Annotated in this window: 13 protein-coding genes and 1 pseudogene; 13 read left to right on the top strand and 1 reads right to left on the bottom strand. The window is 35.0% G+C overall.

What is annotated here, in order from left to right; genetic code table 11:
• Nucleotides 1-15: 15 nt before the first annotated feature.
• From AC1DS7_RS16010 to AC1DS7_RS15995, 4 genes and pseudogenes are all read left to right on the top strand, one after another.
• Nucleotides 16-1,203 (top strand): annotated as a pseudogene (locus AC1DS7_RS16010) (HAMP domain-containing protein); the annotation flags it as partial.
• On the top strand, nt 1,195-2,142 hold the full coding sequence (locus AC1DS7_RS16005) for a methyl-accepting chemotaxis protein (protein WP_431179786.1): 948 nt from the start codon (nt 1,195-1,197) through the stop codon (nt 2,140-2,142). The pseudogene AC1DS7_RS16010 and the gene AC1DS7_RS16005, both read left to right, overlap by 9 nt.
• Before the next feature lie 308 nt (nt 2,143-2,450).
• On the top strand, nt 2,451-4,061 hold the full coding sequence (locus tag AC1DS7_RS16000) for an ATP-binding protein (RefSeq protein ID WP_033716301.1): 1,611 nt from the start codon (nt 2,451-2,453) through the stop codon (nt 4,059-4,061).
• Nucleotides 4,061-4,753 (top strand): response regulator, encoded by a 693-nt coding sequence (locus AC1DS7_RS15995; RefSeq protein WP_002029668.1) that lies wholly within the window; start codon nt 4,061-4,063, stop codon nt 4,751-4,753. The genes AC1DS7_RS16000 and AC1DS7_RS15995 overlap by 1 nt, the downstream gene beginning before the upstream one ends.
• A 69-nt stretch (nt 4,754-4,822) precedes the next feature.
• Here the strand turns inward: AC1DS7_RS15995 and AC1DS7_RS15990 are convergent, their stop codons facing one another.
• Entirely contained in the window at nt 4,823-6,127 is a 1,305-nt protein-coding gene (locus AC1DS7_RS15990) for a CitMHS family transporter (RefSeq protein ID WP_033730985.1), read from the bottom strand.
• A 255-nt stretch (nt 6,128-6,382) separates the two neighbouring features.
• Between AC1DS7_RS15990 and AC1DS7_RS15985 the strand changes: the two genes are divergently transcribed.
• The 9 genes from AC1DS7_RS15985 to AC1DS7_RS15945 all read left to right on the top strand — a co-directional run bounded on the left by AC1DS7_RS15985 (nt 6,383) and on the right by AC1DS7_RS15945 (nt 14,412).
• On the top strand, nt 6,383-6,637 hold the full coding sequence (locus AC1DS7_RS15985; protein ID WP_002029671.1) for a hypothetical protein: 255 nt from the start codon (nt 6,383-6,385) through the stop codon (nt 6,635-6,637).
• A gap of 136 nt (nt 6,638-6,773) precedes the next feature.
• Entirely contained in the window at nt 6,774-7,277 is a 504-nt protein-coding gene (locus AC1DS7_RS15980; protein WP_002140312.1) for a nitrous oxide reductase accessory protein NosL, read from the top strand.
• Nucleotides 7,278-7,566: 289 nt separating this feature from the next.
• Nucleotides 7,567-8,439, top strand: a complete 873-nt coding sequence (locus AC1DS7_RS15975) for an ankyrin repeat domain-containing protein (protein WP_002029673.1) — start codon at nt 7,567-7,569, stop codon at nt 8,437-8,439.
• A gap of 170 nt (nt 8,440-8,609) precedes the next feature.
• Nucleotides 8,610-9,290, top strand: coding sequence for a GNAT family N-acetyltransferase (locus tag AC1DS7_RS15970; protein WP_002125110.1), 681 nt, complete (start codon nt 8,610-8,612; stop codon nt 9,288-9,290).
• A gap of 307 nt (nt 9,291-9,597) precedes the next feature.
• The gene (locus tag AC1DS7_RS15965) at nt 9,598-10,164 is read left to right on the top strand and encodes a glycerol-3-phosphate responsive antiterminator (RefSeq protein WP_016101863.1); all 567 of its coding nucleotides are present in this window, start codon (nt 9,598-9,600) and stop codon (nt 10,162-10,164) included.
• Complete coding sequence (locus AC1DS7_RS15960) at nt 10,161-11,258, top strand: ABC transporter ATP-binding protein (RefSeq protein ID WP_016101862.1); 1,098 nt, start codon at nt 10,161-10,163, stop codon at nt 11,256-11,258. The genes AC1DS7_RS15965 and AC1DS7_RS15960 overlap by 4 nt, the downstream gene beginning before the upstream one ends.
• Complete coding sequence (locus AC1DS7_RS15955) at nt 11,258-12,190, top strand: carbohydrate ABC transporter permease (RefSeq protein WP_476999107.1); 933 nt, start codon at nt 11,258-11,260, stop codon at nt 12,188-12,190. The genes AC1DS7_RS15960 and AC1DS7_RS15955 overlap by 1 nt, the downstream gene beginning before the upstream one ends.
• Nucleotides 12,187-13,008, top strand: coding sequence for a carbohydrate ABC transporter permease (locus AC1DS7_RS15950; protein WP_002125118.1), 822 nt, complete (start codon nt 12,187-12,189; stop codon nt 13,006-13,008). Before AC1DS7_RS15955 ends, AC1DS7_RS15950 begins: the two co-directional genes overlap by 4 nt.
• Before the next feature lie 27 nt (nt 13,009-13,035).
• Complete coding sequence (locus AC1DS7_RS15945; protein ID WP_016101861.1) at nt 13,036-14,412, top strand: ABC transporter substrate-binding protein; 1,377 nt, start codon at nt 13,036-13,038, stop codon at nt 14,410-14,412.
• The last annotated feature ends 352 nt before the right edge of the window (nt 14,413-14,764 follow it).

Genomic DNA, 14,764 nt, shown 5'->3' with positions numbered 1-14,764 from the left:
TTTAAATTCTATAGAATGAAAAAGGTATGTAACAATACTTTAAATGTAGAGAAAGATGAGGGAAAAGAGAAAGAGGGTCTCATCAATACATTTAAATCGTATGATTTGTATAAAGAGATTAAATGTAAAGAAATTGCATTTAAAACGGTATGGAGGGGTAGGAATATGTTTCAAGGAAAATTAAGGAGTAGAAGCTTAAAAACAAAGTTACTTGTATCATTTATTATTATTTTGATTGCACCAAGTATTGTAATTGGTTGGACGTCTTATCAGCAGGCGAAGACAAATTTTAATGAAACAATTTTGCAATCAGCAAAAGATAACGTGAAGGTTTTAAATAATGTAATTAATAAAGAGTTAGATAGTAAGAAAGTAGACGCAGCATATTTTACAAAATTATTCACTGGAGCGAGCTATCAAGCAGATCAGCTTCAAAACGTGCAAAATAAATTAGAAGAATATAATAAATTACATCCAGAAATGGAAGCAATCTATACTGGATCTAGTAATGGACAATTTATTCAATCACCGGTACTTCAAATGCCAGAAGGGTATAATCCTACAGAAAGAGATTGGTATAAAGAGGCAGTGAAAAAAAGTGGTGAAGTAATTATCACAGCTCCATATAAATCAAAAACGACAGGAAATATTGTTGTTACAATAGCAAAACAAAATGAAGATAAAAGTGGCGTTCTCGGTATTGATTTAATTATTAATGATATTGTAAATACTTCAAAAATGGTTAATATCGGTAAAGAAGGGTATGTTGCAATTTTTGATCAAGATAAAAATGTAGTAGCACATCCAGCGTTAAAGCCGGGGGAGAAGGTAGAAGAGAAACTTGAAAAAGAGCTGTACAAGCAGGAAATAGGTGATTTTAAATTCTCATTAGATGGTGAGGATCGTAATATTACCTTTAAAACAAATAAGCAAACTGGATGGAAAATAGCAGGAATTATGCCTTCAAAAGAAATAATTGAAGCGGCTGAACCTATTTTCTATAAAACATTAACTGTTATTGGTATCTCGTTAATAATTGGTGGAATTATAATTTACTTCATAATTGCTTCTATTATTAAACCGTTAAAGCAACTTGTTATATCAGCGAGGAAAATTAGCGAAGGTGACTTAACGGAATCAATTGCTGTTCGTTCGAGGGATGAAATTGGACAGTTAGGTGAAAGTTTTAATGAGATGGCGGCATCATTACATGATGTAATTTCAAATATTAATACTTCAGCTGGTCATGTAGCAGCTTCTTCGGAAGAATTAACGGCTAGTATGAAGCAAGCAAGTGAAGCGACGGAACAAATTACAAGGGCGATGGAACAAGTATCGAGTGGGGCAGAAATACAAACGCGGGAAGTTGAAGAAGGAGCGACTCTGTTAGAAGAAGTTACAGAAGGAATTCAGCGTGTTGCGGATAGCTCTTCATTAGTATCCACAGCCTCTATGTATACGAAGCAAAAAGCTGAAGATGGTGGAAAGTTAGTTGAACAAACTGTGAATCAAATGCAATTAATTCATGAGTCTGTGTCACAGTCAGACGAAGTCATTTCTTTATTAGATGATAAGTCGAAGCAAATTGGAGCTATTCTAGAAGTGATTCAACATATTGCACAGCAGACAAACTTATTAGCATTAAATGCTGCAATTGAGGCTGCAAGAGCTGGAGAGCAAGGAAGAGGTTTTGCAATTGTAGCAGATGAAGTACGTAAACTAGCGGAACAATCGGGACAGTCTTCTACGGAAATTGGAAAGTTAGTGAAAGAGATACAATTTGATATAAGAGAAACTGTAAGTTCTATGAATCAAGTTGGGACAGAGGTACAATCAGGGCTTGTAGTTGCAAATGAGGCGAAGCAAAGCTTTGTAGAAATATTGAAATCTACAAATGATACAGTTGTACAAATTGATAGTATGGTAGATGTAGCGAAGCGAATGACGATAGATACAAAACAAGTAAGTGCATCTATTAATGAAATTGCAGCAACGATTGAAGAAAATGCAGCAAGCGTTCAAAATATTGCTGGCTCCTCTGAAGAACAAGTAGCTTCAGTAGAAGAAATAAATTCAGCAGCAGTTCACTTATCGCGAATGGCTGAAGAATTACAAGAGATGATTGGTAAATTTAAAGTGTAATAACAAGCATTAAGAAACGAGGTAGTAATTTTACCTCGTTTCTTTTTTTATCCCGCTATTTGTGGGCAGTAAAACTCCCACCTCATAATTCGGCTGGAGCAAAGAAGTTAGGTGGGAGTCGGGCGGCCCGTAGATGCCCGATTGGTGAAGGCTAATAATCAGTGAGGGATGAACAAAACCCCCACTGATTAAAGTTTCACTTTATGAAGATAAAGATAAAGAAATATATAGTAACCGTGTTATGATAAAAGGTGATATTTAAAAAAACTGTATTTTCTTTAAATTCTATCTTTAGCCATGTTAGGGGAATGATTTTGAAATTGAAGAAATTGAAACTGCAACCGAGAATTACATTAACTATTAGTACACTTATTCTTGTTGTACTGCTGTTAACGAGTTATTTATTTTACTACATATTATCTGAAACGGTAGAAGACCAAATCGGAAAAAGAGCGTTGCATGTTGCGAAAACAGTTGCTGCTATACCGGAAATCCAGGAAGCTTTTCAAAAAGAAAATCCAGCTTCTATTATTCAGCCAATTGCAGAAAAAATTCGAATCGAAACAGATGCTGATTTTATTGTAGTTGGAAATAAAGATGGTATTCGTTATGCGCATCCTAAGCGAGATAAAATAGGAGAGAGAATGGTTGGCGGAGATAATGAAGGGGTTCTATTAGAAGGGGAATCTTATGTTTCGAAAGCAACGGGATCATTAGGGCCTTCACTACGCGGAAAAGTCCCGATTCGTAATCAGGATAATGAAATTATTGGTGTAGTATCTGTTGGTTTTTCAATGGATGATATTCATGGAGCGATAGAAGTGTATGGAAAGCGTGTGTTTTGGATTACAATAACAGGTCTGTTAATTGGAATAATAGGCTCTGTATATTTAGCAAAAAGTATTAAGCGGATGATGTTTGGAATGGAGCCAGAAGAAATTTCATCTTTATACGAGGAGCATAGTACAGTTATTCAATCTGTACGTGAAGGGATTGTAGTAATCGATAAAAATGGAATGGTTAGTTTAGTAAATCAAGCGGCATACGATATCCTTTCTTTAGATAAACAACAAAATATAATGGGAGAATTTATTTTAGATGTTATTCCTAATTCATCGATACTGGATGTACTTCAAACCGGAGAAGAACAATTTGATCGCCAATTAAATATAAAGGGACAGGATGTTATTGCTAATCGTCTACCTATTAAAGTTAATCATAAAGTAACTGGTGTAGTATCCAGTTTACGCCTGAAATCTGAAATGGATCAATTAACAGCAGAATTGTCTCAAACGCGGCAATATACAGAGGCATTGCGGGCACAAACGCATGAATATAACAATTTATTGTATACGCTTTCGGGTCTTATCCAATTAGAGTCGTATGAAGATGCTTTAGAGCTTATTCATAAGGAAACAGCAGTATATCAAGAGTTCGTTCAATTTATTATGAAACGAATTCAAAATCCATGGTTAGGTGGGATTTTAATTGGATTTTATAATAGGGCGCGAGAGTTGAAGATTGATTTTATGTTAGATCGGGAAAGTAGTTTAGAAGAGTTAAGTCCGCATATTGAGAGTAATTACGTTGTTTCTATTTTAGGGAATTTGATTACGAATGCATTTGAAGCAATCGAAAGAAATCACGAACATAATAAGAAAGTAAGAATGTTTGTAACAGACATTGGAGAAGAAATATTAATTGAAGTGGAAGATTCAGGACAAGGTGTTCATGATGAAATAATTACAAGTATATTCTATAAAGGTTTTTCGACGAAGGCGGGCGAAAAACGTGGATATGGATTAGCGAAAGTGAAAGAGTTAGTGGAAGATTTAAATGGGAGTATTGCGATTGAAAAAGGGGATTTAGGTGGTGCTTTATTTATAATTGCATTACCGAAAGAGAGAGGCGAATTGTAATGAATGAGGGGATTGAAGTATTGATTGTAGAAGATGATATTCGGATTGCGGAAATTCATCGTCGTTTTACTGAAAAAATTGAAGGGTTTAAAGTAATTGGAACAGCAACGACTGGGGAACAGGCGAAAGAATGGTTAGAGTTTGTAAAGCCACAACTCGTTTTATTAGATGTATATTTACCTGACATGCAAGGGACTGAACTCGTCACATATATTAGGCATAATTTGCATGATACAGATATTATTATGATTACAGCCGCATCAGAGACGGATGTAGTGCGACATGCTTTACGAGGCGGAGTAACAGATTATATTGTAAAGCCACTTACATTTGATCGGTTTAAAACAAGTTTAGAAAGTTATCAAAAGAAGATTACGAAGTTAAAGAAAAATACTCAATTATCTTCAGAACAGATTGAACATCTATGGTCCCAAAGAGGGGTGCAGGCAAATCAAATAGAATATGCGCCAAAAGGAATCGACCCTTTAACGTTAGCAAAAATAAAAAAGCATATGCTAACTATTAATGAAGAGGGAATTACTGCAGAGATACTAAGTTCAATGGTAGGTGTAAGCCGATCAACTGCTAGGCGCTATTTAGAGTATTTGATCTCTGGAAAGAAAGTGCATGCGGAGCTTATATATGGAAGTGTGGGAAGGCCAGAAAGAAGGTATTTCCGCGTTTCTTCATAGGGGATTTTTTCAACAATAAAAACAGTAGAGGATTATTACATTTCCTCTACTGTTTTTTCTAGTTTCATCTTATATTGGAATAATTCCAATTACAATTCCAGTAATCAACATAACCATTGTCGTTCCAACAGCCCAAAGTAAAGTGAATCGTTGGTGTTCACCAAAATCAACCTTGGCCATTCCGACTAATAAATAAGTGGAAGCCACGAGGGGACTCAGTAAGTGAACAGGTTGACCGAGTAACGAAGCACGTCCCATTTCTGCTGCACTAATTCCGTAAGCGGCAGCAGCTTTCGTTAAAATAGGTAATACGCCGAAGTAAAAGGCATCATTAGACATGAAAAATGTGAACGGCATACTTAGTAAAGCTGTAATAATTGGAAGTTGGGGGCCAAGTGCATCTGGTATAAGAGTAACAACACTTTGAGCCATTGCATCTACCATTTTTGTTCCAGATAGAATACCTGTGAAAATTCCAGCAGCAAAGACGAGAGAAACAACCGCTAATACGTTTCCAGCGTGAGACGCAATACGCTCTTTTTGCTGTTCTAAGTTTGGATAGTTAATCATAACAGCAATAGCAAAAGCGACTGTAAATAAAACAGGTAACGGCATAATCTCTAGTATGAGACAAACGAGGAGGGAAGCAGTTAATAAAAAGTTAATCCATAGCAGTTTCGGGCGTTTATGTATTTCAGCTTCGACTGTCGCAGCTTGCTCATCCATTGTTTGCATTTGTTTTAAATATTGGACATCCATAATTCCTAAACGTTTTCTTTCTTTTTTTCCAAGATAATAGGCAACGAAAACTACCCAAATTGCACCAGCAATCATTCCTGGTATAAGTGGTGTGAAGAGCTCTGATGCATCAAGTCCAAGAGCACTCATAACCCGAGCAGTTGGTCCACCCCAAGGTGTAAGATTTGTAACACCTGCCCCTAACATAACAACCCCAGCTAATATAAGTGGATTCATTCCAAGACGTTTATATAGTGGATACATTGCGGAAACTGTAATCATATATGTTGTTGTTCCGTCACCATCTAATGAAACGATAATAGTAAGAATAGCTGTACCAACAACAATTTTTAAAGGATCACCTTTTACAAATTTTAAAATTTTACTAATAACAGGATCGAATAAACCGCTATCAATCATAATTCCGAAATATAAAATGGCGAACATAAGCATAATACCAGTAGGTGCTAGCTTTTGAATTCCTTCTAACATCATCGGGCCCATATTGGCATAAAAGCCACCAATTAATGCGAAAATAATTGGAACTAATATTAATGCGACTAAGGCTGACATACGTTTAGTCATAATCAAAAACATAAAGACGAATACCATTGCAAATCCAAGTAATGCTACCATGTAATCTCCCCCTCAAAAAATGATTGCGCTTTCAATATAAAACGAAAATTCAGATAAAAGGTTTTTTATTTATAATAAAAGGTTCAATTCGAATGGTAAATAATTAAAGAAATAACATCATTAGAAACATAATCTTTATTTTGATCATTTTGTTCATGAGGTAATTTTGAATTTTTAAAAAGATAAATGCCTTCGTACAAGAATGGTAGAATAAGGTGAAAACGAGAAGCGCGTGAAGTAGGGAGTAGATTTTGAATGGAAACAAGAATAGAAGAGATTTATAGTTCATGTAAAGGAAAAGTAGAGGAGATTTTTATTAATGAATCCTCTTACGTATATGAATGGGAGAAATTAATGATGATCCGAAAAAATGATGGTGAGCTTGAGAAAATCGGGATAGGGATCAGTGGAAATATAAGATTAGTAAATGTAGAAGTTGGACAGGAAATTGATACGGATACATTATTAGTTAAGCTGGAAGATGATTTATTAATTACTGGTTGTGAATGATGAGGGATGTGTAGAAGTAACTGCACATCTCTTTTTTGTTCCATATATTACAAAAAGAACATTGTTTTTTCACAAATCTCACACAACCTTCTGCTATTCTTTTCGTGGAGTATACGGTTTTTAGGGAGGAATATTAATGAGGGTAAAATATGTCGTACTTGTTATATGTGTATGTTTCATCTTTATGGCAGTAGGATGTGGAAAACAGGAAATAAAAGCTGTGGCAATTAATGAGAAACATGATAAATGTGATATTTGCCAAATCGGGGTAATGGATAATCAATTTGCAACAGAAATCATTTTAGAAAGTGGAAAAGCGTTAAAGTTTGATGATATCGGTTGTATGTATAAATGGATGGAGATCAATTCAGGTGAAAAGACGAAAGAAAAATTTGTTCGAGATTATGATTCGAAAGATTGGGTTTCGTTAGAAGATGCTACTTACGTATATGATAAAACAATAACGACACCGATGGCTTATAATGTCATTTCATTTAAAAATAAAAAAGATGCAGAGAGTTTTGTATCTAACTATAAGGGGAAAGTTCTTTCGTATAAAGAGCTATCAGAGCATAAATGGGAAATGAATAAAGAGATGATGGGGAAACCGAAAACAGGGAATCACGGTGGGCATCATTAATAATAGAAAAAGACAACTATATAGTTGTCTTTTTCTATTATTACTCAGGTGCAAATATAGAAAAGGTGTAAAAATTTTAGAAGAACGGTTACAATGGAATATAGTAACCTAAAGCAATCATTTATGTACTTTTTAGAAATATATACAAATGCGGTAAAAACGTGCTAAACTAATTGCTTCATAATGTTAATGATGAGGCCATCAGGCGTATCATTCCAATAGGTTGAGAAACATAGTATAAGTTTAAGATAATCCGATTAAAGAAGGAATCTAAAGGGCTTATGGATAAATGTACTCAAGAAGAGTTATTGTATGTGATGGAGGAATGGTTAAGAAAACATTATCTTTCATAGGAGCTGTAGTTGTGAGAAAACAAAAAATTTTATTATGTATGTTATTAGGACTTTTAATGACGGTAGTGGCTTGCGATAAGCAAGAGGAGCCAGAATCAAAACCGGTTCATGTGAAAAACGAAAAGAAAAAAGAAAAGCATAAAGAACAGGAAGAATCTAAAGAAGAAAAAAGTATAAATTTAATGGACAAACAGTTGCTACTTTCTGCGACGCTTGGAGACACAGAAACAGCTATGAAGCTGATCCAAGATGGAGCGAATATCAATGTAGAAGGTGACAACGGAGAAACGCCTGTCCTTGCAGCGACGTATCAAAATCATGTAGAGACAGTTAAAGCATTAATTGATGCGGGTGCTGATATTGAAATTCAAGACGAAAAACAAAGTAATCCATTTCTTTATGCAAGTAGAGAAGGATATACGGATATTGTAAAAGTATTAATTAATGCAGGAGTTAATACGAAGGAAACGACTAAGTCAGGTGGAACAGCACTTATTTCTGCATCTGAGCGTGGCCATGTAGAGGTTGTTAAAGAATTATTAGAGCATACAGATATTGATGTGAATTATAAGAATGAACGTGGTGGAACAGCTTTATTAGAAGCAATTGTATTAGGAAATGGTAGTGAAAGTCATAAGAAAGTAATTCAAATGCTTATTGACCACGGGGCAGATGTAAATATGGCCAATAAGGAAAATATTACGCCGCTGCAATATGCTGAAAAAAGAGGTTTTAAAGATATTGCGAATATGTTGAGGATAGCTGGAGCGAATGAAGTAGTACAGCCGCAACCACAACTGGCAGAATAACAAGCTGAAGAAATAAAAAGCACGAGATAATCCCATTTAGATAGACAGAATGAAGAAGTCATTTTAGTATGATGGATTCAGTAATGTGTATTTAAATGGGATTTTTGTTTTGAAAAAATGGATGGATGCTATATCGAGAAGGCTACAAATAGTAGTTAAGGAGGGTATAAATGCGATTTTCAGAACTTGAGTTAATAGCAATTCAGGCAGAAGTTTTATTTGTTCATAATCAAGTAGGAAGAATAAAGTGTGTAAATGAAAATGGAAATCTGAAAGCACCACGTTTTTTTCTTAGCAGAACTCGTGAAGGGAATATAACGAGGTATCATTATAAACTGCATGGTGAAATGATAAGTAAGATTGAGAAATTAATTCGAGAATGCTCAAATCACATTGAGATAGCAAAGATCATTAAAGTATTAAATGAAGAGAGAACGGTGGAGAATATTTGGGTGGGTCCTGCTTTCATGTTCCCTAATAATTTACATAAGCCAACTAGAACAATACAAATAACAGAGAAGAATAAAGAGCTTTTGCGAGAAAATTTTTCTAATCTAATAGAACAGATGGAATGGAGGCGACCTTATTTTGCAATTGTAAAAAATGAAAAGGTAGTTTCTATATGTTGCAGTGCCAGAAGTACGCCCGTAGCTGCTGAGGCAAGTGTAGAAACTTTAGTGGAGTTTCAAGGGAATGGATATGGTGCTGATGTCGTTACAGCCTGGGCACTATCAATACAAGAGGAAAAGCGCATTCCGCTTTATAGTACTTCTTGGGATAACTTTGCTTCGCAAGCAGTGGCGAGAAAACTAAAACTCATTAACTATGGAATGAATTTACACATTGATTGAATTTTAAACATTGTTGTGTTCTGTTGGGATTTATTCGTATATCTAGATTATTGTAAAAGTAATATGGTGAATATTAACATTCGATTAACATCTAATTAACAATTTATCAAAACTGACTTAATAAATGCGTAATATAGTAAAGGTAACAAAATAACTAGGGTAGAGAACATTTGAGAACACCCGCTTACATATAACGTGCCGCTTTCTTAAGTGTGCTCTATTCCCTAGAGTTCAAATAAGGAGAAAGGTGTTCTATGTAAGTAGGTGTTTTTAGTTTGGATAAAAATAGAAAAGCTAGGTGGAATAAATGTTTAAAGAATCTTATATTGCGATGATAAAGGATTGGAAAGGGTACAAAACATACAAAAAATTACCGAAAACAGTTTTTCTTATGACTGGTTCAATGCTGGAGTTACCAGAGCGTGTATATGAACTACAGAAACATGGACACGATGTATTTCTTCATTGTGATTTTATACAAGGCTTAAATACGAACACAGAGGAAGCACTTTTATATATTCAAGATGTTATCGGAGCACAAGGTATTATTTCGACAAAGGGATCGACAATTCGAAATGCCAATAAAATTGGATTGAAAACGATTCAACGCATTTTTATTGTTGATACTTTATCTCTTACAAAATCAATTGAAAATTGTAAAACGACTAAACCGAATGCAGTAGAGATTATGCCTGGCATTATGCCTTCTATTATTAAACAGCTAGCGGAGGAAATAAAATTCCCTATTATTGCAGGTGGGCTGATTCAAACGCGAGAGGATGCAGAAATCGCAATTCGTGCAGGAGCAAGTGCAATTTCAACGAGTCATTATGAAGTGTGGATACAAGAAGAAAAAAGGAGTGCAACCTTGTGATTGAATTGAAAAATGTTTCAAAGGTATATAAAAATGCGGAAGAGACAGCAGTTAAAGGCGTATCAGTTCATATTAAAAGAGGAGAATTTTTTGTTTTAGTTGGACCTTCGGGATGTGGAAAAAGTACATTATTACGAATGCTGGCTGGTTTAGAGGAAATTTCTTCGGGAGATTTAATTATTAATGAACATGTTGCAAATGATTTAGAGCCGAAAGACCGTAATCTATCAATGGTATTTCAAAATTATGCATTATATCCACACCTAACTGTAGAAGAAAATATTTTATTTGGACTTAAGGTAAGGAAGGTACAAAAAGAAGAGCGACAAAGGCGATTAATGGAAGCTATTGAAATGGTAGGACTGAAAGAGTATGTGAAAATGAAACCGGGCCAATTATCAGGCGGGCAAAGACAGCGTGTTGCACTTGCTAGGGCCATCGTCAGTCAAGCACCGATTTGTTTAATGGATGAACCACTTTCGAATTTAGATGCGAAATTACGTGCACAGATGAGGATTGAAATTAGAGAAATTCAGCAACGATTAGGAATTACGATGATTTACGTTACTCACGATCAAATAGAAGCAATGACTATGGGAGATCGTATTATGGTTTTAAATAAAGGAAGTATACAACAAGTTGGAACACCGCTTGATATATATAACGAACCAGCAAACGAATTTGTTGCAAGTTTTATAGGTTCTCCTTCTATGAATATAAATGATGGGGAAGTGGATAAAGAAAAAGGCATATTACATATAGGGCAATTGCAAATCCCATTATCTATTGGACAGCTAAAGCAATTACCAGAAGGAACTATTCGAATAGGTATGCGTCCTGAGCATATTGCACTGTCTGAGGAAGGACAAGAAGTGACGCTACAATCTGTAGAAGTATTAGGGAATGAATCTATATTAAACTTTGCGGTAAATGGAACAACTTGGAGTGCGAAAGTCATCGGACAGTTACTCCTGAACAAAGGTGACAAAGTAAAATTATTATTTTCGCAAGAAAAACTATGCTTCTTTCATCAAAATAAGAATGAACGATTAAAAGTGGTGGCTGAAGAAGAGTTGAAAGTGGTGGCGAAATAATGATTGAAGTAGGTAAGTTACCAGTTCAAACAACAGTGTCAAAAAAGAAGAGTTTATGGGGCAGAACGAAAGATTTAAGAATAGGATTATTGTTTTTGGCGCCATCTATTTTGTTATTTTCAATTTTTCTTTTCTATCCATTGTTTAGGACGATCTACTATAGCTTTTATTTAACAGATATACACGGAGAAGCTAATCTTTTCGTTGGCTTAGAAAATTATCAATATTTATTTTCGGATCCTGCTTTCTACAAAAGTATAAAGTCAACTTTATTATTTGTTTTATATACAGTGCCTACTAGCATTGTATTCGCCTTATTTCTTGCATTAATTGCAAATGAAAAAGTAAGAGGGATCGGGTTATTCCGAGTACTGTTTTCTTCAACGATGGGAATATCAGTAGCTGCTAGTGCAGTGATTTGGCTATTTTTATTTCATCCAAGTGTAGGGTTATTTAATAATATATTAGCCTCTATGAATCTTCCTGCAATCGCATGGTTAACGAGTCCAGAATGGGCACTGTTTTCTGTATCGGTTACAACGGTTTGGGTGAATACAGGATTTGCATTTTTAGTTATATTAGGTGGTTTACAAAATATTGATACGTCTTTATATGAGAGTGCATCTATAGATGGTGCTAGTTATTTATATAAGCTTCGCCGCGTTACATTACCGACGCTATCACCAACTTTATTTTTTATCGTGACAGTAACGTTAATTAGTGCATTCCAAAGCTTTGGACAAATTGATATTTTAACGCACGGTGGACCGAATGATGCAACGAATTTAATTGTGTACTCGATTTATAAAGAGGCATTTGTGAATCATCAATTTGGAACAGCAAGTGCACAAGCGATGGTATTATTTATTTTCATTTTTATTGCTACATTGATTCAATTTAAGTTTGCTGAGAGAAAGGTGCATTATAAATGATCGTTAAACAGTGGAAACAAAATTTCCTATTATACATGCTGCTCATTATTAGTGCAGTAATGGTGTTTTTTCCTGTACTGTATGCGTTTTTAATAAGCTTTATGACACCAGACGATATTCAAATGAGAAGGTTATTTCCAACTCAATTTACTTTTGATAATTTCATTAATATTTTTCAAAAAGTACCTCTTTTTACATACTTATATAACAGTTTAATTGTATCGACAGTTGTTATGCTTGGACAACTTATCGTATCCAGTTTAGCAGCTTATGCTTTTGTTTTTCTTCAGTTTAAAGGTAGAAACTTAATTTTCTTCTTGTTTATTTCAACAATGCTTATTCCGTGGGAAGCAACGATGGTACCGAACTTTTTAACGATTCAAAACTTCGGATGGATTAATAGTTTTGCTGGGATGACGGTGCCGTTTTTTGCAACAGCTTTCGGTATTTTCTTACTACGTCAACATTTTATGACACTTCCGAATGAACTGAAAGAAGCTGCTTTTATTGAAGGGATTGGAAATGTAAGGTTTTTATTCAGTGTTGTAATTCCGTATTGTAAAACGAGTTTTATTACGCTTGGAGTATATAGCTTTTTAACAACGTGGAATATGTATTTGTGGCCGCTCTTAGTAACCACTGATGAAAAAGTAAGAACGGTTCAAATTGGTGTAAAGCAGCTTCAATCTCAAGAAGTTGCAACTGATTGGGGCAGTGTAATGGCCGGTGTTACGGTTATCGTCATTCCAACGTTGATTTTACTATTTTTAGGGCAAAAGCAATTACAAAAAGGATTAACAAAAGGTGCAATTAAATAAGCATACATAGGAAAAGGTGGGATTGAGATGAGTTTATTGAAAAAAAGTGCTGCTCTTTTAATGGCAGCCACAATGGCATTAACCGGCGCAGCTTGTTCAAATAGTAAAACAGAGGGGAAACCTGAAGCACAGGCAAAAGTAGCTCCAGTTGAAAAGAATGGTGATAAAACTGTAATTCGTTTCTGGCATGCAATGGGTGGAAAAACACAAGGTGTACTAGATGGGCTTGTTGCAGACTATAATAAGTCGCAGAATAAATACGAGATAAAGGCAGAGTTCCAAGGAACATACGAAGAGTCTTTAACGAAATTTAAAACGATGTCTGCAACGAAAGAAGCGCCAGCTCTTGTTCAATCGAGTGAAATTACAACGAAGTATATGATTGATAGCAAAAAGATTACGCCTATCGATAGCTGGATTAAAAAAGATAAGTACGATACATCAAAATTAGAAAAATCAATTACGAACTATTATTCAGTTGATGAAAAAATGTATTCTATGCCGTTTAATTCATCTACACCAGTATTAATTTATAATAAGGATGCTTTCGCGAAGGCTGGATTAGATCCAGAGAAAGCTCCGCAAACATATGATGAGTTAAAAGAAGCGGCGAAAAAGTTAACGATTAAAGAAGGCGGAAATGTAAAGCAGTATGGATTTTCAATGCTGAATTATGGTTGGTTCTTTGAAGAGTTGTTAGCGACACAAGGTGCTTTATATGTAGACAACGAAAACGGCCGTAAAGATGCTGCAAAGAAAGCGGTATTTAACGGAAAAGAAGGTCAAAAAGTATTTGGGATGTTAGATGAATTAAATAAAGCTGGTGCACTTGGAAAGTATGGAGCAAGTTGGGATGATATTCGTGCTGCGTTCCAGTCTGGACAAGTTGCTATGTATTTAGATTCTTCAGCTGGTGTTCGTGATTTAATTGATGCATCTAAGTTTAATGTAGGCGTTTCGTATATTCCGTATCCAGAAGATTCGAAACAAAATGGTGTTGTTATTGGCGGTGCATCATTATGGATGACGAATATGGTTTCAGAAGAAACGCAGCAAGGTGCTTGGGACTTTATGAAATATTTAACGAAGCCAGATGTACAAGCAAAATGGCATACTGCAACAGGATATTTCTCAATTAATCCAGATGCATATAATGAGCCGTTAGTAAAAGAGCAGTATGAAAAGTATCCGCAGTTAAAAGTAACGGTAGAGCAATTACAAGCAACGAAGCAATCTCCAGCAACTCAAGGGGCATTAATTAGTGTATTCCCAGAATCAAGAGATGCAGTTGTAAAAGCATTAGAAGCAATGTATGACGGAAAGAATAGTAAAGAAGCTTTAGATGAAGCTGCAAAAGCAACAGATAGAGCAATTAGTATTTCAGCTCGTACGAGTCAAAAATAAGAGAAAGCCGCATCCTTTTTCAGGATGCGGCTTTCTTTATTGGGAGATAAGGGATCAAAGAAATGATGAAGTCTTATCTCTTTTATATGAGTAAAGGGTCTAGAATGAATTTTGTCTTTTTCATTATTTGTTTAACTCCATTGCAACTTGTTTCCCATTTACAAAAACCTCTGCCACCGCTACTACAACTTCCATCACTTTTTTCATATCTCATCTCTCCTTGTTTTTTGTTTCATTTCTTACTTTTAGTATAAGGAAATGCAGTAATTGCAACCATCGAATTGGATGACAAGAGACTTACAGTGTTGTAAGGATAATAGTTTTATTTGTAATAAATGCTATTTCGGATTAT

Source organism: Bacillus sp. P4_E1 (genome assembly GCF_056401715.1).
Note: the sequence above shows the minus strand (reverse complement) of the source record. Positions and strands in the feature narration are given on the sequence as shown.